This is a genomic window from Psychrilyobacter piezotolerans (assembly GCF_003391055.1).
In the GTDB taxonomy this organism is placed as follows: Bacteria; Fusobacteriota; Fusobacteriia; order Fusobacteriales; family Fusobacteriaceae; genus Psychrilyobacter; species Psychrilyobacter piezotolerans.
This window is the reverse complement of sequence record NZ_QUAJ01000013.1, coordinates 1-24,347: the sequence shown is the minus strand read 5'-3', so window position 1 is coordinate 24,347 and position 24,347 is coordinate 1. Positions and strand designations below refer to the sequence as shown.

At 34.5% G+C, this 24,347-nt stretch carries 19 protein-coding genes and 1 other RNA gene; 1 reads left to right on the top strand and 19 read right to left on the bottom strand.

Annotated features, from left to right (window positions below):
* Nucleotides 1-6: 6 nt before the first annotated feature.
* From DYH56_RS08420 to DYH56_RS08345, 16 genes are all read right to left on the bottom strand, one after another.
* Nucleotides 7-1,131, bottom strand: coding sequence for an efflux RND transporter periplasmic adaptor subunit (locus tag DYH56_RS08420; RefSeq protein WP_114642408.1), 1,125 nt, complete (start codon nt 1,129-1,131; stop codon nt 7-9).
* A 258-nt stretch (nt 1,132-1,389) separates the two neighbouring features.
* On the bottom strand, nt 1,390-2,655 hold the full coding sequence (locus DYH56_RS08415; RefSeq protein WP_158539101.1) for a TolC family protein: 1,266 nt from the start codon (nt 2,653-2,655) through the stop codon (nt 1,390-1,392).
* Nucleotides 2,656-2,680: 25 nt separating this feature from the next.
* On the bottom strand, nt 2,681-3,262 hold the full coding sequence (locus tag DYH56_RS08410; RefSeq protein ID WP_114642406.1) for a TetR/AcrR family transcriptional regulator: 582 nt from the start codon (nt 3,260-3,262) through the stop codon (nt 2,681-2,683).
* Between the two features lie 174 nt (nt 3,263-3,436).
* Nucleotides 3,437-5,455 (bottom strand): diguanylate cyclase domain-containing protein, encoded by a 2,019-nt coding sequence (locus tag DYH56_RS08405; protein WP_114642405.1) that lies wholly within the window; start codon nt 5,453-5,455, stop codon nt 3,437-3,439.
* The gene (locus DYH56_RS08400; protein WP_114642404.1) at nt 5,445-6,500 is read right to left on the bottom strand and encodes a uroporphyrinogen decarboxylase family protein; all 1,056 of its coding nucleotides are present in this window, start codon (nt 6,498-6,500) and stop codon (nt 5,445-5,447) included. Before DYH56_RS08400 ends, DYH56_RS08405 begins: the two co-directional genes overlap by 11 nt.
* A complete protein-coding gene (locus DYH56_RS08395; RefSeq protein ID WP_114642403.1) occupies nt 6,493-7,140 on the bottom strand; it encodes a cobalamin B12-binding domain-containing protein in 648 nt (215 codons plus the stop codon). Before DYH56_RS08395 ends, DYH56_RS08400 begins: the two co-directional genes overlap by 8 nt.
* A gap of 46 nt (nt 7,141-7,186) precedes the next feature.
* Complete coding sequence (locus DYH56_RS08390; RefSeq protein WP_114642402.1) at nt 7,187-7,588, bottom strand: DUF1622 domain-containing protein; 402 nt, start codon at nt 7,586-7,588, stop codon at nt 7,187-7,189.
* A 39-nt stretch (nt 7,589-7,627) separates the two neighbouring features.
* The gene (locus tag DYH56_RS08385; protein WP_114642401.1) at nt 7,628-8,530 is read right to left on the bottom strand and encodes a GGDEF domain-containing protein; all 903 of its coding nucleotides are present in this window, start codon (nt 8,528-8,530) and stop codon (nt 7,628-7,630) included.
* 122 nt (nt 8,531-8,652) lie between these two features.
* On the bottom strand, nt 8,653-10,599 hold the full coding sequence (locus DYH56_RS08380) for a GGDEF domain-containing phosphodiesterase (RefSeq protein ID WP_114642400.1): 1,947 nt from the start codon (nt 10,597-10,599) through the stop codon (nt 8,653-8,655).
* Nucleotides 10,600-10,908: 309 nt separating this feature from the next.
* On the bottom strand, nt 10,909-11,730 hold the full coding sequence (locus DYH56_RS08375) for a Cof-type HAD-IIB family hydrolase (protein WP_114642399.1): 822 nt from the start codon (nt 11,728-11,730) through the stop codon (nt 10,909-10,911).
* Nucleotides 11,731-12,170: 440 nt separating this feature from the next.
* An RNA gene (gene rnpB, locus DYH56_RS08370) (RNase P RNA component class A) lies at nt 12,171-12,524 on the bottom strand.
* A 12-nt stretch (nt 12,525-12,536) separates the two neighbouring features.
* Complete coding sequence (locus tag DYH56_RS08365; RefSeq protein ID WP_114642398.1) at nt 12,537-13,088, bottom strand: hypothetical protein; 552 nt, start codon at nt 13,086-13,088, stop codon at nt 12,537-12,539.
* A gap of 15 nt (nt 13,089-13,103) precedes the next feature.
* A complete protein-coding gene (locus tag DYH56_RS08360) occupies nt 13,104-14,171 on the bottom strand; it encodes a Nif3-like dinuclear metal center hexameric protein (protein WP_114642397.1) in 1,068 nt (355 codons plus the stop codon).
* Nucleotides 14,161-15,147 carry a sigma-70 family RNA polymerase sigma factor gene (locus tag DYH56_RS08355; protein ID WP_114642396.1) on the bottom strand — a complete coding sequence of 329 codons (987 nt, stop codon included), beginning with the start codon at nt 15,145-15,147 and terminating at the stop codon, nt 14,161-14,163. The genes DYH56_RS08360 and DYH56_RS08355 overlap by 11 nt, the downstream gene beginning before the upstream one ends.
* Nucleotides 15,148-15,313: 166 nt before the next feature.
* Nucleotides 15,314-16,522, bottom strand: coding sequence for an L-serine ammonia-lyase, iron-sulfur-dependent, subunit alpha (locus tag DYH56_RS08350; protein ID WP_114642395.1), 1,209 nt, complete (start codon nt 16,520-16,522; stop codon nt 15,314-15,316).
* Between the two features lie 281 nt (nt 16,523-16,803).
* Nucleotides 16,804-17,820: a PTS sugar transporter subunit IIC gene (locus DYH56_RS08345; protein WP_114642394.1), complete on the bottom strand. Its 1,017-nt coding sequence runs from the start codon at nt 17,818-17,820 to the stop codon at nt 16,804-16,806.
* 430 nt (nt 17,821-18,250) lie between these two features.
* Here DYH56_RS08345 and DYH56_RS08340 point away from each other — a divergent pair, with 430 nt between their 5' ends.
* Entirely contained in the window at nt 18,251-18,784 is a 534-nt protein-coding gene (locus DYH56_RS08340; RefSeq protein ID WP_114642393.1) for a helix-turn-helix domain-containing protein, read from the top strand.
* 96 nt (nt 18,785-18,880) lie between these two features.
* Here the strand turns inward: DYH56_RS08340 and rpoD are convergent, their stop codons facing one another.
* From rpoD to DYH56_RS08325, 3 genes are all read right to left on the bottom strand, one after another.
* Nucleotides 18,881-20,059, bottom strand: coding sequence for an RNA polymerase sigma factor RpoD (gene rpoD, locus DYH56_RS08335; RefSeq protein ID WP_114642392.1), 1,179 nt, complete (start codon nt 20,057-20,059; stop codon nt 18,881-18,883).
* Between the two features lie 23 nt (nt 20,060-20,082).
* Entirely contained in the window at nt 20,083-21,861 is a 1,779-nt protein-coding gene (gene dnaG, locus DYH56_RS08330; protein ID WP_114642391.1) for a DNA primase, read from the bottom strand.
* A gap of 207 nt (nt 21,862-22,068) precedes the next feature.
* The gene (locus DYH56_RS08325) at nt 22,069-24,072 is read right to left on the bottom strand and encodes a sodium-translocating pyrophosphatase (RefSeq protein ID WP_114642390.1); all 2,004 of its coding nucleotides are present in this window, start codon (nt 24,070-24,072) and stop codon (nt 22,069-22,071) included.
* Between the last annotated feature and the right edge of the window lie 275 nt (nt 24,073-24,347).

The window sequence follows — 24,347 nt, the reverse complement described above, 5'->3', positions numbered from 1 at the left end:
GTCCTCCTAATTCTCTTCCTTTATATAATCTCCATCATTCAGAGAATACTGCCCTGCCACTACTACTTTATTTGACTCTTTCAAATCCGAGCTTATTACCTCGCAATTTTCCCCGTTGGAGATCCCTACGTTTACCCTTATCTTTCTGGCTACCAACCTCTCATTTGTCTCTTTCACTATATAGTTTTCTGACTCTATATTTTCTTTATCTACCACAAATATATATGAATACAATTCCTCAACAATCACAGCTTTTTTAGGAACCAGTATTCCTTCTTTTTTTCCCGTATATAGTTCTACCTTTGCAAACATCCCCTGCTTATACTTAGAATCTTCGTTCTCTATCTTTATTTTCACTTCAAATTTTCGAGTAGAGGAATTGGCTATTGGATTGATCTCATACAGCGACCCCTGCACAGGTTCCAAAGAATCTTCCACATAGATATTAGCTGTTGCCTCTGTCTTTAGTCCGATTACATCCTGGGAGGATACCCCGCTTAAAATTCTTAAACTGTCATTGTCTACTACCTTAAACAGCGGCTGCTCCTTTTCTATTTTTTGATATAATTTTAAGTCTAAGTCCGCTATTGTTCCATTTATTTTTGCTTTTACAGTAAGATCATTATAATCTTTTTCATTTTTTAAAAGTGCTGCCACAGCAGACCTGTATGTTCCTTCACTGGAAGCTAATTTATTCTTAATATTTAAGAACTCCTCTTCTGAAATTAATTTTTCATTGTAAAGAATTTCATATTTATTGTAGGTAGTTTTCTGCGTTTCATAGTCTGCCTTTGCTGAGATCACTCTCGCTTTAGAATCTAAATACGCAGATTTCACATCTTGATTTTCAAGGACCAATACTACATCTCCTACCCTTACCTTATCTCCGTTTTTATAATTTATTTTTATTACATCTACCCTGGTTTTAGTGATCTCTTCCATCTCATTTATGGAATCTAAAGACCCAGATGATACCGACACTTTATTTATATGGCTTAAATCAGCATCTACCACCTTTACATTTTTATAATTTATCTCTTCCTTCCCCTTAACAATTTCCTCTTTTTTTCCGCAGGCTACCAAACTCAATCCTACAAGTAATATCGCCATCTGCTTCATTATTTTATTCATTCTATCCTCCCAATGTGCTGCGCACAAATCTATACTAAAATTATACGATTTTTTTCATGAATTAAACCAATCAATCTTTTTGATACAGATTAATAAAATTATAACCTTTACACCAAACTCACAAAGTTTTTGAACCAAGATCACTAAGTTTTAGATTCTCTTTATGAACTCTTTTTCTTTTCCATCAGTGAAGATCGGTGTTTATTGGTGGCTAAGTTTTTCCTTCGCATCTCCTTCGTGTAATTCGTGACTGTTTTTTTATTTCAAATCTTCTAAATATTTTTCATATGCATAGTAATAATCAAGCTTTGTTTTAATGAGAGATAGTTTCGTATTATTTAACTGAGTTTCATAGATCAAATAATCTGTTATAGATATAATCCCTTCATTATACTTTCTTTTTTGCAGATCGTAGTTCTCTTGGGCAGCTTCCAATTCAGCCTCCTTAGCCTCTGTAGTCCCATTTAACTTAACCAGGTCAATATAGTTAGTTCTTATGTTTACTTCCAAATCGTCCAAAGTTTTTCTCTCAATATTTCCGGCTTTTCTGGTCTCATTTTTAGATCTTGTATAAGCATCCCAGGATTTTCCAAAATCAAATAATCTCCAATTTACTTCTATACCAGCAGTCCAATACCAATTATCCATAGAATCACTCAAGTGCCGGTCTTCTGCCTTATAAGCCAGCCTACCATTGATTTGCGGCAATAAGTCTGCTCTGGATATTTTTTCCTGCTTTTCTACTATATCGGTGTTTAACTTAGATATTCGGCTGTCTTTATTATTTAAAAGAGCATAATTTATGTCAGCATCTATATCTATCAGATCTAAATCATATTTTTGAAACTCTAGATTCTCTAAATCTATATCTCTATCCATGGGCATCCCGATAATATTTTTAAACTCAATCATATATATTTCCCCTTGATTCTGTGCTTCCACCAGATCAGTACCTGTAGATATAACCTGGGTTTTAAGAGGCAGGTAATCCGATTTAGATATTAGATCCAACTGATATTTTCTCTCTGCTTTTTCAAAAGCCGCCTTCACTTCTTCCAGCGACGTTTCATATACCACAATAACCTCTGCCTGAGCAAGGATCTTTAGGTACGCATCTATAACTCCCAGTTTCAACTGACTCTTACTTTTAGCCAATTTATATGTCGTCAATTCTTGGGATATCTTAGCAATTTCAATTCCTGCAATTACCGTTCCGCCATTGTAGATCGGCTGTGTAATTCCCAGTTCATGGTTCAGCCTTTGGTCACTCTTTGACCCGTCGGTCATACTCATTTTGTTTTCATCCCCTGTAGCAGTATATCCACCTCTATAATCCAGTGCAGGAGCAGCCGATTTATATCCCTCTCTCACCTGTAAATCAATATTTTCCTTATCAATTTTTATATTTTGATACTCATAGTTGTTTTCGTAGGCCGTCTCTAAGGACTCGTTTAAAGTCATTTTTTCTGCTCCCCATAGGGAAGATACCATTAATATTAACATCAAACTTATTATCTTCTTCATCTTTTCTTCTCCTTTTTCTCGATAATTAATCTTCATCGCACAGCTCTATACTCTTGCAAAACCTTTCAAAGGGTTCATCGCATACTTTTTCATTATAGGGTTCCTTAGTTATATGAAAATATTTCCCTGTAAATATACAGGCTCCCATAAAATTAAGGATCAGCATCAGTTCATTGGTATTTTTCATTCCTTTTTTTTCTATAATCTCTCTGAAAATATCCAATAAGAACTTATAATTTTTTTTGATCTCAGTTTTGGTATCATCACTTATAAAATTAGAATTACTAAAATAATTTATAAACTTCCTTTCCTGCGGATTGTTTATTCCCCATACAATCAAGTTTTTCCAAATTTTCTTCAATTTCAGTTTAGAGGTCTTCGCTTCATCTAAATCTTTTAAAATGATTTCTTTTTGTTCTGATTTTATGTCCTTGAATATTTCATTTATCAATATATCCTTGGTTTTAAAATAGTTAAACAGGGTTCCTGTGGCAATCCCGGCTTCCTTGGCTATTAAGCTGGTAGGAGTTCCATGAAATCCCCTTTCCACAAAAAGCTTTGTGGCTACTTCTATTATTTTTTTTCTTTTTTTGATTTTATTGTCCATTCTTTCCTCCTTTAATAAAAAAATGACTGACTAGTCACTTCTGTGTTAGTGTAACATTTTCCACACACACAAGTCAATTTTTTTTATCATATGGAAATAATAAATATAAAATGCAGTTAAAATTAAAAAGCCTGCTCCTGCAAAACACAGAAAACAAGCTCTTTAATTTTTTATTTAATATTCTGATCTCACAGCCGCTGCGCATAAGTCTGCATTACTTTCATTATCATACCTGCTGCTAAAAAAACTGAACTCATGACTCTGCATCTTCTTTACCTTGTACATGGCTATATCGGCTTTTTTATACAATGTTTCCATATCTGTACCGTCGTATGGGCAGATGGATATCCCCATACTGGCGGAGAGTTTAAAAGTAGATTCTTTGACTGGAAACTTCATCTCCAGATTAGATAATATCCTTTTGGCCATATTTTCAACTACATCAACTTGACAGAGATCCGGTATTATTAAGGCGAATTCATCACCGCCTATTCTAAATGCAGCGTCACTTTTACGCATGCACCCTTTTAATTTGGCAGCCACCTTGACCAACACCTCATCCCCTACGCTATGCCCGAAAGTATCGTTAATTTTCTTGAATTTATTTATATCTATTATGAACAGAGTAAAAATTTCTTTTTTTAACCGGTAGCGGTCTAAAGCTGTCATGAGCTGTATTTCAAACGCCCTTCTGTTCAGCATTCCGGTCAGGCTGTCTTCGTAGGCCAGTTTTCTAATTTTCTTTTCTTTATTTTTTCTATCTGAGATATCAGAGAAGATAACATAGAAGCCGGTTAATTCATCCAAATTTATTATGGGGTAAGCTAGAATATATACATCTCTCTCCCTATTTTGGGATCTTATTTTAGTTTCAATTTTAACAGTTTGACCTTTTTTCAGCTGATATATGTATATATCATAATTTTCTGTCTTGTTGGAAAGTCCTAAGAGATCTCTTATTTTTATACCTATCACATTTTTTTTAAAAGACTGAAACATTTGCAAAAAGGCGATATTGACGTCCTTGACACTTAAATCTTTATCCAGTCTTAAAATCCCATCAGGTGAATTTTTAAATAACTGCTGAAAATATGATTTTTGTATGCTTAGGCTGTTTTTCGTATCTAAAAATTTAGAGTATATTCTCGCTGTGGAAATAGTTAACCCAAATATGTTGCTTATGTCTAAAAAAGTATTTAAGTAGCTGTTTCTATATTCCGCAAACATTATATCATCCACCAAAAGAATCCCTAGTAAGGTACCTTCATGACTGATCTTAATGCAAAAACCACTTCCTGATCTTGTCCACCGATACTTTCCATCCATCCTATTTTCATAAATTTCCATTAATTCACTTTGATCGCATCCCTGGGGAAAACAAATAAGCTTATTTATTTTTTCGCCATCTCCTACCGATAGATATATTATTTTTCCCGGTGCAAAAAGCATTTTTATCAAATCGAGAATGTGTTTGATTACGGATTCCTCGCCCATTGTTTGCTTCAAATTTCCAAACCAATCACAGATCATCGAATAATCGGAATTTTTCTTGTTTTGCAGTATGGAGATCTTTCTTTGTTCTTCCTGCCTTGCCTGGACCGATTCATTTTTTAATTCAAGAATAATATTTTTGATAAACAGGCTGAAATAATCAAGGCCAACGGGCAAAATTTCAAAAGGCCTGTCTACATAGTTTGAAAATTGCTGTATTTTACGGATACTTTCTTTATATACCCCGGTATCCAGAAGAAGCAGCTGCGATACATGTTCTCTAAAAAACTCTCTTGCAGTATTTTGATCAAATTTCCAGATGTCTATAACATAGTGTTCCCATCTGTTCAGCCATCCAGGGCTTATTATATAGTTGCCTTTATCCAGATAAGTATTGACGATATTTTCATTGATAAGATAATTAAAACATAATTTTGTCTCGCTGATTCCAAAGTCAGGCTTATTTTTATTTAGGCTTCCAGTACCCGTACACCCGCTGCTGCATATCAGGTGAGTTCTTGAATATTTATTTTTATTTTTTTCTAAGATTCTTTCTATGACAGAGCAGCTCTCCTGCTGAGGTACCGCACAATTGCAGTCAAAACTTTTTGCAAAGAAATCATTTAGTTTTTCTTTATCCAGTACAGCCTTCAATTCCAAATAAAAATTGCTGCATATCAGTATACAGGTTTTATTCTTCATTTAGATCAGCATCTTTGGAAGGATACAGCCCTAAGATTTTTGAATATTTTGATATATTCAAAAGAGTTTTTTCAGGTACCTGCCATGGTATTTCGCCGTGATTATCTGAAATGGCAAGACCACCCCCGGATCCCGCTTTTTCAATAAGCTCTTCTAATTTTTTTTTCGTCTCACCTTCATCCCAGTTACACATCTCTATTCCATCCAAATTTCCAAATACGAAAAGCTTCCCCCTGCACTCCTCCTTTAAAGCCCCTATATCTTCCAGTGTACTCACACCTATGCCCAGGGTACCAGTCTCTATGATTTCCTCTATGATTGGGAGGCAGCGACCGGATGCAACGTGGGTAACGGTAGGGCCGTTAATTCTTGAAATTGTTCTTTTGTCCACCTGGAATCCGGTTTTTTTGTACATTTCTTTCGGTATAATGCTAGTGGATGACACTGGATTAAAATAGCAGATAGCTGTGGCTCCGGCTTCTAATTGGGCATTTGCCCAGCGGATGCAAAACTCCTCGTTTATCTCCATCAGTTTATCAAAAAATTGTCTGTCTTCATAGATCATTTCTATGTACTTATCAAACCCCATTTGCATGACAGGTAATGAGAAGGGGGACATCACCACGCCTATAATGGGCACCTCATCGCTGTACCTTTTTAGTTCCCTGGTCGTCTCTAAAACCCTGTTCAGACAGGGTGAAGAATGGATGTCAGGAACCTTCAAATCACTTATTTCCACCCTTTCTGTTATTATAGGCTTACCAGAATTTGGAGGACCATCTTCTGAAAAAATAACTTCTCCACCCCAGGCTTCTGTCTCGATGGATGCATAATAAAATGTATAGAAGCAATCATGCCCATATTTTTCCCTTAGCTTTATCTGAGCTCTAACCACGTTTTTGGGATCGGAGTAATAATCTTCTATACTTAAATTCAATTCTTTGGCTCCGTACATGGAAAACAGTAAAAACAGCGGCACCCTGTCGGCTTCTTGGTGGCTCATTGCCTTCAATACTCTCTCTAGTGATGTCATAGACTTACTCATTGCAGCTCCCCCCCCATTCCTTTATGATATTTAACGTATCCATTGGTGTAATACCCATGGCATCTGCACCGACTTGTTTCCACAAATCTTTATCAAATCTAAAGGGTGCACCTCCAACCAATATTTTGGTATCCATCCCTTCTTTTAACAGCCTCTCTTTCAGCTTTTTAATTTTTAGAGCTGAGGGCAGCATCAGAACAGAGATTACTAAAAATTTTGGTCTATCCCTCTTGAGTTTTTCTATGAGGGTCTCCTGGTCGATTCCGTGTCCGTAGTCGAGCAGGGGGATTCCATTTACTTTGAATGTGGAACAGACTATTTTCTTGCCCAGCGGATGGTGGTCGCAAAAATTGACTATAGCCGTATTCATAGTGCCCCTGTGAAGTAGATGTTGATCTGGAAAAATTGAAATTACCAACTCTTCGCAGATACGGCCGCTCATATATAGCTGGGACAGAGACACCTCCCCCTTATCCCAGTATTCTCCTATTTCTTCGGCAGCCGGCACCATAATATCTTCAATAAAATCAAAATCTATAGGATGATTTTTTACCTTCCTATAGATATCAAAAATCCCAATACGGTCATTGTTAAGTAGAGAAGTTTTAAACTCCTCTCTAAAAATTTCGATATAATCCACAAAATACCTCCTTTTGTTTAGATTTATAAAATAAATTTTTAAAATTTCAATTTTTTTTATTATCCCTATCTTCTTTTTTCAGGTTGTTCCCTTCCGGAGTATCTGCATTATTCTCTTTTTCGAAGATATTCTTTAGATCATTCAGCAAAAAATGATTGAGGGTAGTTCTAATTGCAATTGTTGCCGCTAATTGTCCGATATCATTCCAGTTTGGGGTAATAATAGTTTTTAAAATACTAGCTCCAATAAGAAAGGCTAATCCTAAAGAAAAGGAATGTCCTATCTCTAATCTGCTCTCCTGGATGGTATCTAGAGAGTTCTTTTGAAACAAAAGATCCTTAACATAAATTATTAGAGCCTTGATTACCCCTAAGAGTATAACTATGGAAGCTAAAAGCTGACACATATTAATAATAATCTCGTTTATAATTCGTATAAGATTCTGCATTCATCCTCCTTTTGAATCATCAGATTTTTTTATTCCCCATCATGAAGTAGCTATGGTTATTTGATTTTTACCATTTCTTTTGGATTCGTACATAATCTTATCAGCTCTGTCTATTAAATTTTTATAGTTTTCAAATTTTTGATATGTGGTGATTCCAATACTGAGACTTGATTTTATCCCTTTTATTTTCAATGATATAGAAATATTTTTTTTGACCCTCTCGGTTATTGCTAGAGCTGTTTTTACTTTAGTATTCGGATATATTATTAAAAATTCATCCCCGCCGTATCTAAAAGCATAATCAGACTTTCTTATGCATCTGTTTATTTCTGTCCCCAATATTGTCAAAACCTCATCACCTTTTACATGCCCATACACATCGTTGACTGCTTTAAAATTATCGATGTCGATAAACGCCACCGATACATCTGCATCAATATCAATTAGTCTGTCTAGGATAGTTTCGAGATGTTCTTCAAGATGATATCTGTTATATAGTCCGGTTAATGGATCTTTTATGCTTTTATTATAGATATCTTCAGTCTTTTGTGAGAGAAGCAGCTTGTTTTTTTCCTCCTCTAAAAAACGTAAAATAACGGCAATCGATATGATGATCAGTCCAATGGGGACCAAAACATTTTCCAGTTCGCCTAAGACCCCTTCTATTTCATAAAATTCATCCATTAAATCCTGTAAGATCCCTGAATAAAGGATAATAAAGCCACCCAGCATCAAACGGCAGTGATTGCTGTTTCTAAAACCGGATTTTCCAAAGTATATCCATATTGCAGGTTGAATACAGATTAAAAATTCACTTATGATATCTTTTGATGATGGATTTTCTACTTTTGCAAAGGATGAATCTAAATATACTAATGTTAGTGTGACCACTATTAAGATTAAGTATGAAATGAGTATTTTAGATGATTTAAAATTTTCCAACTTCTTCACCTTCTCTAATATTTTTTTCAGATGGTTTCTCCTAAAAGTATAGTTTTTAGTTATTTCATCTAATTTTTATAAAAATTGTGATTCAAATTAAGAAAAATAGAGACTTTCAGTCTCTATTTTTCAGGCTGATTTTTATACGAAAACTGCCTTAACTTAGAATGATATTCTCCCTTCTCATATTTTTCCACTACCCTCAAAAGAGGCTCTGGTTTTCCAAAATAATATCCCTGGAAGCTGTCGCTTCCCAGTGATATTAACTTTTCAATCTGCTCTTCGGTTTCCACACCTTCGCACACAGTTTTAAACCCTGCAACTCTTCCAATTTTTGTAATCAATTCTATTATGATGGGGTTAACCAAAGATGTATTTATATTGTCTATAAACGATTTGTCTATCTTTAGTTCATTTATAGGAAGTTTTTCAATATATGAAAGGGAAGAATACCCGCTTCCAAAATCATCTATAGAAAATGAAACTCCGGATTTTTTGAAATTATTTATTTTATCCAAGGTATCCTCAAAATTAGTTACAGCTATTCTCTCTGTTAATTCAAAGGTAATATAATTTTTATTTCTAGAGTCATCTATTTTTTTTTGAAGAGAACTTAAAAAATAATTATTTTCAAATGAAATGGCAGATAAATTTATAGAAATATCTGTTTTAAGGATCTCAGCAGCATTCAGGGAATCATTTAAAACTATTTCAGTTATTTTATTGATCAGATAAGATTCTTCTGCCAGGGGAATAAATATGTTTGGTGAAATAACTCCCTTTTCAGGATGAAACCACCTGACTAGAGCTTCAAAACCAACTTTTTCTTCTTCTAAATACACCTTAGGCTGGAAAAATGTTTTGAATTCCAGGTTTTTTATCCCCCTTGAGATCTCATCTTTAAGTACCAGATCTTCCATCCCTCCATTTTTTTTTAATTTCTTTAATTTTTGAATAGATTCCTCAAAAAAATCCTTCATACTGCCATCATAATATTCACATATAATGTAATTTAATCTAAGAAAATATTCTTTTTTATTGTTTTGATTGAAAAACACTATTTTTTTTTCAATGGCATCATATATTTTCCCCTGATATTTTTTACGGAATCCGGGAAGTATGATCATAAATTTATTTCCTTCCACCCTTACAATTGTATCTGTTTTTCTAGAAATTCGGACTAAAAGCCTATGAACTATAATAAGTAAACAATCTCCTACATCCATTCCACGGGATTCATTTATAAACCTTAGGTTATCTATGTTTAAAAGACCGATAGAAAAGGATTTACCCTCAGTGTGAAACTCTTTAATTTTATTTGAGAGGAGTTTCAATCCATAGTCTCTATTATAAGCAGTTGTAAGTCTGTCCCTATTATCCATAAAAGTAATATATTTCTCTAATTTTTTTTTGGCTTTCATGCTTTTTTTAGAGAGAAATAAAACCGGTACAATGAAAAACATAGATATTAAAAATATAGTAAATATCTTCATTGTTTTTAAAAAAATCTGTTTTTTTAAAGAAGTAGTTGTAATATCGGCCCCGGCAATATATCTAATACCATCCTTTGAAATTTCGGGAATATACACCGATCGATAGCTCCCCCACATATCCGAGGATTCTATATATACAGGTTCAGAAGATTTAAAGGCTTCCCAGGTTTCATCAAATGAATTATCCCCGGATTCCTTTAAGGAAAACCAAAATCCTGAATTTGGAACTTTTTGGAGTTCTTCCTTGGTATCACTTACGGCAGCATAAACTATATCGTTACCATCTTTCATAAGGATGTAAAAATAATCCAATCCCAATAATAGTGCTTTTTCATGTAAAAAATTAAATTTTTCAAGAGCTTCTTCCGGGGTTAATGTATTTTCATTCAGCTTCTTACTAACGAAATTTTCCCCCATATAGTATTTGACATTTGAAGCTCCCATATATAGATCAGAGTCTATTTCCGTCTGAACGTCATTAAATTCCATAAAAAAAATGATAAAAAAAAGTGTTAAAAGACCAAAGACAAATAATATAATTTGATTGGACATAGTGATTGTTTTGATATTTTTCACAGCATCACCTCCTGGTAAAGATGTTATACTTAAAAAGAAAATACTTCCTTTTTATTTAGCTTTTTATTCTATATTAGGTACAATTTAAGACCTCTGCATAGGTCTTAATCATCTAACTATTGTTTCGCGAAAGTTCAGTCATGTAATGAACTTTAATATTAAAGGATGATTAGAATAAATAAAAGCGGGATCAAGAAAAAAAGACCCTATTAAAGGTCTTAATTTTATCTTACATTTTTTTTAAAATTATTCTTATATAAGAAAAGCTGAAGGATTCAGCTTTTCTATTTTGTGGAAAATTTAACCTTACTACATATTTAATGGTTTATCCATTATAAATCTCTCAATCACTGTTTTCAGCGCGTGATCGTTGTGAGATGTTGAGATAAATTTTGCCATATTCTTCACTTCTACCTTGGCATTTTCTACAGCTACCGGCATCCCTGCCACCTCTAGCATAGTCATGTCGTTATAGGAATCTCCTACACTTATTATCTCCTCCGGTTTTATATCCAATTTATGAGCTAATTTCAATAAACTAGCCCCTTTATCGATCCCTTTTTTCATTACTTCCAGGAAAAATGGCTTGGATATAGCCAGACTATAGTCCCCTTTTAGGAGTTCATTTAATTTTTTCTCTACTTCTTTTAGATACTCTGGTTTTTCCAGCATGATACATTTTACTACCGGCTCGGTTACAGTTGATTTAAAGCAGTCTACCTTTCTATAGGGCATACCTGTAAGATCTACCTCTACATCTATGTATTCACTTTCAGTTTCTGCGGTAATTTCCTCACCTACATAGGTAAGGAGATGAACATTATGCTCCTTAGACAGGTCATATATCTTGTGGGCATCTTCTACAGTTAATTTTTCCTCCAGCCATGTCTTATCTGTAGCACACTCGGTAATTATAGCTCCGTTATAGCTCAGCATATAACTCCCGTATCTATCCAGTTCCAATTCCTTGGCAAACTCTTTCATGGCAAAGGTAGGCCTTCCAGAAGCTAAAACAAATTTTACCCCCATCTCCTGAGCTTTCATTATGGCTTTTTTATTTTCTCTCGATATCTTTCCCTCACTGTTTAACAATGTATCATCCATATCCGTTACTATCATCTTATATTTCATATTTTCACCTCATATCAGATTTTTATTCCAAGTATATGATATCATAAAAATTGGTAAAATGCTTTTTGATACAGATTAAAGTCTGAGTTTTTGCCGCCAATTTATAGAACACAGAGGACACGGATTAATTGGATTTACACAGATTCAAAACCTCTAACCCTTCATCACAAAGAAAGGAGATAAAGAGGCTCACAAAGTTTTTCTTTTTTGACACTAATTTTATAAATTAATCTGTTCTAAATCATTTTCCATATTTTTTAGTATTTCACTCCTCAATCCCGTTATAACCTTTCCCTCTCCATTGGAGGGGAGGGTGTTAGGGTAGAAGAAAGTTCTTTCTCCCTACGAGGGAGAGAGATCCAGAGAGAGGGTCAAATGGGTCTATATGTAAAAACCCCTCCTAAATCAGCATGCTGATTCAGGAGGGGTTAATTTTATGATAAATAGGTGTTAGGATACGCCGGGTTTTGTCGTTGGTCAATCATTTATCTAGGCCTATAATTGCTTATAGGCTCAAGCGACACACCTAAAGATCGAGACGGGCAGTCTCATAATGACCTTTCTTCGGTCTTGCTCCAGAAGGGGTTTACCAAGCTACAATAGTTTCCTATCATACTGGTGGGCTCTTACCCCACCTTTTCACCCTTACCTACAAAACAAGTTCATAGGCGGTCTATTTTCTGTGGCACTTTCCTTAAGGTTTCCCTCAGCAGCCGTTAGCTGCCTTCATTGCCCTGTGGAGCCCGGACGTTCCTCCCCTGGATTACTCCAGCAGCGACTGACTCTAACACCTAGTTATTAATACTTTATTTACTCTTTCTAATTCCACCCATCTTTATAAACCTTAAAGTTACAAAAATAGCTATAGCCATAAATATCAGGATCAGTAATCCTGCAAATTTATTTTCAATGAATGTTTTTTTTACCTCTTGTTTTTGGATCTCTTTTTTGTCTACCTCTATATCATCCACGATTTTTTCCGATACATCCAAAACACTTAGTATAAACTTCTTATACTCTTTTTTTACTACTGCATCTTCCCCTTCAACCAGCAAATTGTCGATTTCTTCCTCGTAATCACTAGTATCTATATCCTGGGTAAACTTTAATTGTACATTGATATCATTTTTCCCATCTGGAATTATGTCCAAAATTATCGCTTTTTCAACGATATTTTTTTCATCCATTTTTCTGCCAAGATTTATATGATACACTATATCTCCATTTTTTTCAATCTCTGATAATTTTTTTTCGATTTCCTGCTTCTCTTCTGCAGTCAAATAGTTCCCGCTGTCAGTTACCTGCCCAAAGGAAAAAGTAAACACTACAAGGATTAGAAACACCATTCTTTTTATCATAGGATCCTCCTAATTTTATAAACTCTTAAATACTGGCCGATCATTGTAGATCTCCACCGCTAAATCATCACAATGTCTTTCTATTATATCGGTAAAGAAATACTCACTCTCATAGTGGCCGATGTCAAAGATAGATATTCCCATCTCCCTGGCATCCAGGGCTTCATGATATTTTATATCACCTGTTATAAAAAGGTCAACACCTATTTTTTCTAACCTACTTAAAAAACTAGCTCCTCCGCCATTTACTACAGCTATTTTTTTTATTTTTTTATCCAATTCTCCCACTACCCTTACATTATTTAGAGATAACTTATCTTTAACCACCTCTAAATAGCTGCCTAGTTCCATTCCTTCAGACAGACTGTATATCCTGCCCAGCCCGCCTAAAGAAATCTTATTTTCTGTTTTTATCATCTCATATGCGACTTCATCATAGGGATGAATTTTTTTTATTTCATTTAAAAGATTCGACAGTTTTCCTTTTTCACCTAAGATACTTATTTTTTTATTTTTATTCCTGAACTTTTCTTTTTTTTCTGTCTTTTCCTCTATCTTTTCAAAACTTTCCACAGAATCAGAGGTATAGTATACATTTTTATACCCATTATACTCCAGTCCGAATTCCTCTACCTTAGATTCCAGCCTCTCCTCAAATTCTGCCTTTATATAGACCGATAGCAGATACATCTCCATATATTTTTCATCTAAAATCTTAGATGTTTTCACCCCTAATTTTTCACATATATACTGGTTTAATCCATTTTCTGCTGAATCTAAGTTGGTATGCATAGAATATACGGCAATCTTGTTTTCAATTAATTTTAAAAGTTTTCTCCCCATGATATTTTTAGAAGTAACATTTTTTATCCCGCTGAATATAATCGGGTGGTGGGTTATGATGAGATTTGCCCCCGCCTCTATGGCATGATCTATCACCTCTTCTGTGGCATCCAGCGAGATCTGGATTTTAGTTACTTCTCTATTATCATCCCCAACCAAAAGGCCTATGTTGTCCCAGGATTCAGCAATGTTTTTAGGAAATTTTTTTTCCAATCTTTTTATTAAAGTCTTAATCTTCATCGATCCATACCTTCTTTCCGTTATACTTTAATTTTATCATAAGCTTTTCCACCTCTGCCTTTACCTTGGACGGCTGCATATCTAAGATCTCTCCAATCTCCTCAAAGTATTTTCTCTTCCCGCTGAGTCCATAGTATAGATCCAGGATCTTTATCTCTGCCGCTGTAAATTTATTGGCTAAATTAGATACCGACATCAGTTTTTCTACCTTTGCCAGCTCCATATCTATCTCGGCAATACTCTTATATACCTCTGCTTCCTCCCTGTCTTCTTTTTTTATCAAAAATCCATATTCATTGATCTTCTGTAAATTTTCAAATTCTTCCATATCCATATTTAAAACTCTCTTTATCTCTGCCTCGTATGTCTCTTTTATTTCTGAATTGATGATTTTATTTTCCGACTTATATACTTCTACCTTCATATTTTTAAAGTAAGCCACTATAGGTGATTTCAGTTCTTCAACAATCAGCTTGTTACTTTGAATCATCTCATATTTTATCCAAAATCCCATATATTCTGAAAAATCCATAAAACAGTCCGGATCATAGTTATCTATGGCTTTTATTATTCCCATAAGACCGTCTTGAACTAACTCTATATAACTTGTTCCTACTTTGGAATAATAAAGAGCTGTCTTAGCCACTAATTTTAACGATCCTTCCATGAGAATTTCCCTGGAAGAGATATCTCCATCCTGAATATTTTTTATTAATTCTGATATTGTTTCTTTTTTTATAGATTTTACAGAGGATAGTTCCCTCAGATAATTCTCCACAGTATCTTCATAAAAATTTCCTATATTTTTTCTATCGAATTTTTCAACCCTTCCACCTGTCTCATCTATTTTTTTTCCCTCTAAAGTTAATATTAAACTCTTAAATTCATTAGGAGTAGAAGTTTCAGCCATCACTTCAAAACTTCTCATATCTATGATATCCCCTATATTTTTAATGTCTTTAACATCTTTTTTCATCTTCCCAACTCCAAATATATTTTTTTAGTATTATATATAATACCAAAGATTTTAAACTCTTTCAATTAATTTAAAATTAAATTAAGAGGCAGTCCGATAGGAACTGCCTCTTAGTTAATCAAGCATACTAGATATGCTCTAAATATACTTAATTTTTATTTTTTAATTAGCAGTTTGCATTAAAATCAAATTTAGCTAACCCGCCTAATGATGTTTCTTTATATTCACTCTTCATGTCCAGACCAGTCTGCTTCATTGTAAGTACTACCTTATCAAAACTAACTGTATGCTGACCATCTGTAAATAATGAATAGTTAGCTGCATCCAATGCTCTAACTGCTGCTGCTGCATTTCTTTCGATACAAGGAATTTGTACATATCCTCCCACTGGGTCACATGTAAGTCCTAAGTGATGCTCTAATGCCATCTCTGCTGCATATTCTATTTGATCTAAAGATCCTCCTAAGATAAATGCTGCCATTCCTGCTGCCATTGCACACCCAGCTCCTACTTCAGCCTGACATCCACCTTCTGCTCCAGATATAGTTGCATTTTCTTTGATTAAGTTTCCAATTAATCCTGCTATAGCAAGACCTCTTAAAGTCTCTTCCTTAGATAAGTTATGTTCTTCTTTTAGTGCATATAATAATCCCGGGATAATCCCAGCGGCACCACATGTAGGAGCAGTAACTACTCTTCCTCCCCCACCGTTTTCTTCCGATACTGCCAATGTATAAGCAAATATTTTCCCTAAATAACTAGTTCTTGAGTCATCTCTTCTGGCTTTTCTATAAAACATTTGAGCTTTTCTCGGGTATTTAATAGTTCCTGGTAATACTCCAGTCTTTGAAAGACCTGTTTTTACAGATTCTTCCATAGCTTCCCAAATTCTCTCTAAGAATGCCCAGATAGAAGCATCTTCCATCTCTGCTACATATTCCCATAATTCTTTTTGGTTTGATTTACACCACTTTATTACTTCATCCATAGTTGTCAATGGATAAATTCTATTTGATCCGCCTCTAGCTTCACCATCTTCTACGATAGTTCCTCCACCTACAGAGAAGACTAACCATTCTTTAGTTTCATTTCCATCTTTATCTACAGCTATGAACTTCATTCCATTTGTATGGAACTCATGAACGAATTCCGGCATCCAAACTATCTCCGTAGCTTTAGGCTTTAAAGTTTCTTCGATAACCCAGTCAGTTAAATGTCCCTTACCTGTAGCTGCCAATGATCCATATAATTCTACCTTAAAACTAGCTGCATCAGGGTTCTCCATTTTAAATCTCTTTGCCGCTCTTTCCGGTCCCATAGTGTGCGAACTAGATGGTCCATTTCCTATCTTAAATAATTCCTTTAACGAATCCATAACTGTTTCCTCCTAAGTTTTTTCTGAATTTCAAATAATTCAATAAAATAATTTTTTATACACTATATTATAACATAATTTTTATAATTTACAAACTTTCTTCCATACAAATTTTATAACACTGTACATTTATAAGCTGTTAAGAACTAAAGCAGTTCATTCTGTACTCCGAAAATCATAAATAGGTTTAGGAGGCACCCCTAAACCTATCATTATTTTGTACAATATCTTAATACGATATTCTTTTATATTCTTTTATATTCTTTTATATCCTTTTAGTTTTATACTGTTCCTCTAACTTCTGCAACACTTTTGATCTTAAAGTTTTTAAATACAAGTGATCCAATAAATCCTATTGTTAATCCAGCCACTGCACATAGTGCTGCTGCAATAGTTACTTTTAACGGGCTGTTAAATCCGTACATAACCATTAATCCTGCGATTGGTGTTGCTGTTCCTGCTGCATTGTTAATAAGTCCAAAGTGAGTTACGATAAGTCCTGCTATAGCTCCACCTACGAAGTTTGTACAATATACAGGAATTGGGTTAGCCGAGATTAAGTCAGCTTGTGTCAACGGTTCTACTGCAACTGCAATAGTAGTTGACTTATCTTTGAATATCTTGTGGAAGAATACTGCATTCATAAAAGATGATCCCATTACAGATAATGCTCCTATTGCCATTGGTAATCCTGTTAATCCTAACATTGCTGTAAGTGCCATTGAGCTAAGTGGTGCTGTTGCTACTACTGTGATTACTCCACCTAAAATAATTGCCATTATAGTCGGGCTTTGAGCTGTAGCTTGAGTAATTATTTTTCCGATGTTGATTAAAGTAGCGTTAACTAACGGGTCTGCTCCAATAGCCACTAATCTTGCTAATGGTGCTGCTATTACTATAACTGCTATTAGATCTATTCCATCAGGTATTTTTTCTTCCATCTTAGGTAAGATAAATCCTAATACGTATCCTGCAAAAAACCCTGGTAATATTCCGAATCCAGATACTGCACAACCAATTAATACTGCATATACAGGTGATGATCCAAGTGCTAACGCCACTAGAGTTGCTGCTGCTACTCCACCCATTCCACCAGATGCTGCTCCTAAATCTCTTAATATAGTAATTCCAAATAAGTCTCCTCCAACATAAAAGTGAAAAGCTTCTACTAAGAAACTAGCTGTTGCTGCTCCTGCTAATGCACCCATTGCCTTCATACCTTTTGGCATCTTTAAACTAAACATTGTGAATCCGACTAATACTAATAATAATAATACTATTCCTTTTAAAATTTCCATGATTTTTTCTTTCCTCCTAAATATTTTAATTGCTTAATGTTCAACATTCTTGTTTAACAACCTGATTAGTATAACATAAAATTCACTATTTTCAAATAAAAAAATCACTTTTCTGAATAAAAGTGTACTTTTTCCAAAAAAAAAACAATTTAATTAAACATAAAAGCAAAAAATTCACTATAACTTAACAAAATTGATGAATTTCCTTTTTATTTTTTCATTTTTTTGAATTCCAAGTATAAAACTTCAATTTTTAATATATTAGTTTTTATGATACAATGAAGTGTTAAATAAAATACAATGTTTCAAAATATTACGTTTTGCCTTAAAATTTGATCTATGCTCTATTTATACATAAATCACCTTAAAATTAAGATTCTTGAGATGAACGTAAAATATACATTAACATTTAATTTAGGAGGGATAAACCTTGAATTTAGGAGAGAAAATCAAATTTTTTAGAAAAGAACAAAAAATGACTATAAAGGACCTTTCGGGTAAAACCAGCCTGTCAGTTGGATTTATCAGTAATATCGAAAGGGGACAGAATAGTCCGTCTATCAGTAACCTTCAACAAATCTGTGAAGCTTTAGAGGTTAACCTCATGGAAGTTTTACAGGATGTAAATGAACAGTCTCCGATCACCAGGAGAACTGAAAGGAAATCTATCTTTGAATCGGAACAAGGAGATATCGCTATAGAAACCTTAACCAATGCTAACCACGCGTTAAATGGTATATCTATCACCATTTCTGATGATAATCAACATAGTGACTTTTCTTGGGGACACAACTATGATGAAGTAGGAGTTGTTATCGAGGGTAGCTTAGAAATTGAACTAAATAACAAACTTTACACTTTAAATGAAGGCGATTCTATCTATATTGAGAAATTCCAAGCTCATAAATATAGAAATCCTGCTAAAAAGAAAAATGTTACTCATTGGTTTTCTTTGAGAAACTAAAAAAAGAGCAATTCATAGTTAATTACTGAATTTAGTAATCAAAAAGAGGCACAACCCTTTGGGTCAGCCTCTTTTTTTTATTATTGTTATTAGTTTTTACACCGTTTTAAAATCTTCTAATTTCTTTCTTCTGCTGGGATGTCTTAATTTTCTCAAGGCCTTTACCTCGATTTGTCTGATTCTTTCCCTGGTTACTTTAAATATCTTCCCAACCTCTTCCAAGGTTCTTGGACATCCGTCATCTAAACCATATCTAAATCTTAAGACTTTTTCCTCTCTATCACTGAGACTGCATAATACTTCATTCAGTTGTTCCTTCAATAGAGTCTTATGAGTTTCTTCGTATGGACTCAGCATATTGTTATCTTCTACGAAATCTCCTAATTCACTGTCCTCCTCACTTCCTACCGGAGTTTCAAGTGAAATCGGATCCTGGTTCATTTCCAAAATAGTTTTTACCTTTTCAGTTTCCATTCCCAATCTATTACCTAAAATTTCAGGTGTAGCTTCCTTACCTGTCTCTTGCAGATAGATTCTGGCTTCCTTCTTTATCTTATTTATTGTTTCGATCATATGTACCGGTATCCTTATGGTTCTACCCTGGTCAGCTATAGCTCTTGTTATAGCTTGACGAATCCACCACGTTGCATATGTAGAAAATTTATATCCTTTGGCATGTTCAAATTTTCCAACAGCCTTCATCAGACCAATATTTCCCTCTTGGATCAGATCCAATAATTTAAGACCTCTATTGGTATGTTTTTTTGCTATACTTACTACCAGTCTTAAGTTAGCTTCTACAAGTTGGTTTTTAGCCCATTCATCCCCTTCGTCAGACCGTTTAGCTAATTCTATCTCCTGAGCATGCTTTAATAGTGGAACCTGACCAATTTCACGAAGATACATTTTTATAGGTTCGTCTACAGATACCCCGCCTACAAGTAAGTTTTTAGTATCCAATTCTTCTTCAGTTACTTCCTTTACTTTTTCAGGATCAAATTCAGAGTCATCTTCTAGAAGATCAGATTTTACTATCATTGATTTGGTTTTAGTCGTCTTAGCGGGTTTTTCCTTGGATTCAGCCTTTTTCTTCAACTCTTTTTCACTTACTACTTTTATCCCTTGATTGATCATCCCATTGATCAGGGTTTCTATTTTTTCTGGAGCAAAATCATCTTGAAGTTTACTGTTTATCTCCTCAAAAGACATAATCTTGTCTTCTAAAGCCTTCTTTATGATTTCACGGACCTTCCCATTTTTAATAAAATCTTTCATCTTGCCTCCTCAACACTCACAAATCAAATTTTCATAGAAATAAATTCTTTATAATTTTCCTCTAAATCATCTATCTTTATATCACCAATTATTTTTTCATATATTTTTTTACAATTTAAAAATGATTTTATATCATTTTTTTTAAAAAAACTCATTTTTTCATCAATTTCTTTTACGAACCACCTCTTATAAACCTCAATATAAGTATTTATAATATCGTCTTCATTTTTAGCAGAAAGCTCTGTAGATATATTGAGGATTATCTCCTCCTCTTCCTCTTCCAGCTTAAAAAAATTTCCACGCAGTAGTTCTTGTATATAGTTCTGCTCTCCATTTTGCTCTATTGTATCAAATATATTTTGAACAAAGGGAGAAGTTATAGTCTTATTTTTAAATCTTTCGAAATACTTTCTGTCTTTTAAACAAAGTTTCAGTGTTTCTAATTCTAATTCGTCTATTTTTAATGATTTTGTCTTTAACGGTTGTCTTTCTATTCTTTTAGGTACCACAGTATCTTCGTTGTTTAATATTAAGATTTTTTTTAATATTTCAACCTCTTTTTCCATCCCTAAAGATACCGACAATTTATTCAAATACAAGCTTTTTTCTAAATCAGTTTCCACAGATTGAAAAAATTCCTTAAATCTACCTATAAAATTTTGCTTTGCCATAAAATTGCTCAGGTCATATTCCCTGACGTAATAACTATATAAAAAATCAAAGATCTCCTTTGAGTTTTTTACAGATTTCAAAAATTCAGTCTTACCATATTTTTTTAAAAATTCATCGGGATCTTTAGCATTTTTCAGTTCTAAAACCCTTATATTAAATCCATATTTCTTTAAGACTAGACTGGCTTTTTCACTGGCTACCCTGCCGGCATTATCCATATCAAAAGCGATTATTACATTGGATGTATATCTTTTTAGGAGTTCAGCCTGTTCACTTGAAAAAGCTGTCCCCAAAGGAGCCAAAGCCACATCAAACCCATAGGCATGAGCTGCCAGTACATCCATATAGCCTTCCATTAGGATGGCATAATTTTTTCTCCTAATGCTGCTACCCTTATTTTTTATTCCATAGAGATTCCGTCCCTTATGAAATACCGGGGTTTCTGGTGAGTTCAGATATTTTGCAATTTCCTTTCTGTCACTCATAGTTCTGCCGCCGAAAGCGATTACATTTCCACCAGGTGAGTAGATTGGATAGATTATCCTGTCACGAAAGGTATCATAGTACCCCTTGTCACCACTCTTTATCAGACCTAATTTAGATAGGATCGGAGGATCATACCCCTTTCCTGTCAAATAATTGTATAGTGAATCCCAGCCATTTAAAGCATACCCTAAATTATTTTCCCTTATGAAATCAGGCTTCATCCCTCTGTTATTTAGATAGGACAGCGCTTCCCTTCCAGAATTAGAAAAAATATTTCCCTTGAAAAATGAAAGTGCTTCATCCAAGATCTTATAATATTTCTTATTTCTATCCTCTGAACTATTCCCACTTATAGGAGAAATATCTATATTATATTTTTTACTCAGCTCATAGACTGCTTCCCCATAGGTCAGCTTATTATATTCCATATAGAATTTAATAACATTTCCACCTGCACCACAAACAAAACACTTATATATGTTTTTTGAGGTACTTACCATAAAGGAAGGGTTAGTATCCTTATGAAATGGACAAAGACCTTTATAATTCGAACCTGTCTTCTTTAGATCGACATATTCGCCTATAACCTCTACAATATTCAATTGTGTTATAACCTTATCTAAATCTTCATTTCTAAATCTCATAAAAACACCATCTCAATTTATTTTGATACTACATTTCAGTATATCCCATAATATTCATTATTTCAAGTATTTTTAATACTATTTTGAATATTTTTGGTTTTACTTTAAAATTAATCAAATTTATATACTTTTAAAGTGAATCCATTAGAAGTTAATATGAGCCAGAGAAATTTCTCTGGCTCTTAATCTATAATTTTATTTTTATTATCATATAAATAACGGTACCAATACCAATGAAACTATAGACATAAGTTTAACTAAGATGTTTAACGATGGCCCGGAAGTATCCTTAAATGGATCTCCCACTGTATCTCCAACTACTGCTGCTTTATGTCTTTCAGATCCCTTGCCATCTCCATTATAGCCTGCTTCTATTTGCTTTTTAGCATTATCCCAAGCTCCACCGGCATTTGCCATCATGATAGCCATTAATATCCCTGTTACAAGTGCACCTGCTAATAATCCTCCCAGAGCTTCTACAGACCATAACCCCACAATTACCGGGGCTAATACTGCTAATAATCCAGGTACGATCATCTCTTTTAAAGAAGATTTTGTAGAGATATCTATACATCTTTTATGATCGGGTTTTTCTGTATAATCCATAATTCCTGGATGTTCTCTAAATTGCCTTCTAACCTCTTCCACCATCTCCATGGCTGCTTTACCTACTGCTGTCATCGTCAAGGCTGAAAATAGGAATGTAAGCATCCCACCAATGAATAATCCACCTATTACTTTAGGATTAGTTATATCGATTAGCAATGACCTTCCTGTCAGAGCTTCTATGGACTGTTTATATGCTGCAAACAGCGATAATGCCGTAAGAGCTGCCGATCCGATGGCAAAACCTTTTCCTACTGCTGCTGTAGAATTCCCTACTGCATCCAGTCTGTCTGTACAAGCTCTTACCTCTTCCGGTAAGTTACACATCTCTGCTATTCCACCTGCATTATCCGCTACTGGTCCATATGCATCTACTGCTACTACCATACCTGTAGTTGATAACATCCCAACTGCTGCAATGGCTATTCCGTAGAGTCCTGCAAAGTGAAATGCTGCCAAAATAGCTATTACTATTATTATTATAGGCGCTACAGTTGATTCCATTCCCACTGCTAATCCCTCTATTATACATGTAGCTGGCCCGGTTTTAGCTGCATCTGAAATCCTGTTTACTGATTTTCTGCCTGTATCGGTATATACACCTGTAAAATAGGCTATAATTAATCCGGCCACTAACCCGGAAACAATTGCATAGAATACACCCATTGGAATCCCCAGATATCTAATAACCCCAAAGGCTCCTAAAAGTGCTAGAACTCCAGAAATTCTGGTAGCCCCCTCTAACTTATGATAAACCTCATCCGGATTATCTGTCTTCACCGTAAATGTCCCGATTATCGAGGCTATAATCCCTACAAAGGCTATTAAAATCGGTGCTATAATCAGTGCCATTCTCTGTCCCGGCATAAGCCCGGAAAGGGTAGCTCCCAGTGCCATGGTAGCTATCATTGAGCCTACATATGATTCAAATAAATCGGCTCCCATCCCTGCTACATCTCCTACATTATCTCCTACATTATCTGCAATAGTTGCCGGATTTCTCGGATCATCTTCAGGTATTCCTGCTTCGACCTTTCCTACCAGGTCTGCACCTACGTCAGCTGCCTTAGTGTAGATTCCTCCACCTACCCTGGCAAATAAGGCGATAGACGATGCTCCCATTCCAAATCCTGTTATAATTTCCATATTTGCATCAAATATTATAGTCAGTGCTGATATCCCTATAAGTCCCAGCCCTACTACTGCTAAACCCATTACAGCTCCCCCTGCAAAAGCTACATCCAATGCCTTGGACAGTCCGCCGTCTCTGGCAGCTATGGCTGTTCTTCCATTAGCTTTAGTAGCTATCCTCATCCCTACATTTCCTGCAACTCCTGATGTAATTGCTCCCAATATAAAGGTAAGTGCCACATAGGGACTCAAAAATACTCCTAATAAAACTGCGACTCCTAAAACAAACCATACCAATACCTTGTATTCAGCATGTAAAAATGCCATGGCACCCTCTCTGATCGCTTCAGTTATCTCCTCGACTTTAACATCGTTAATCTCATATTTACTTACCTTTGAAGCGTAAAAATATGAAGCTATCAATGCCAACAGTCCTCCAACTACTCCCAACAACAATAAATTAACCATAATCATTTTCCCCCTATAAATTTTTGTTTCACCTAAGGTGTCCCTTGAAGCTCCTAACGTAATTTAAGTAAGTGATCTATAAGTATAATTTCGTTCAGTTTAAGTATAGTTTATATTTTTTCTTTTTCAAAATTATTTTTTTTAATTTCCTAGATAAAAAAAAGCTAACGCTTCTTCAACCCCCAGCCCCCATCTTGGGGGTTTTTGGTATAATAACTATTATGACTACTATTACACTTAAAGATATTCTTACCAACGACAACCTAAAAGCTTTTTTTAAG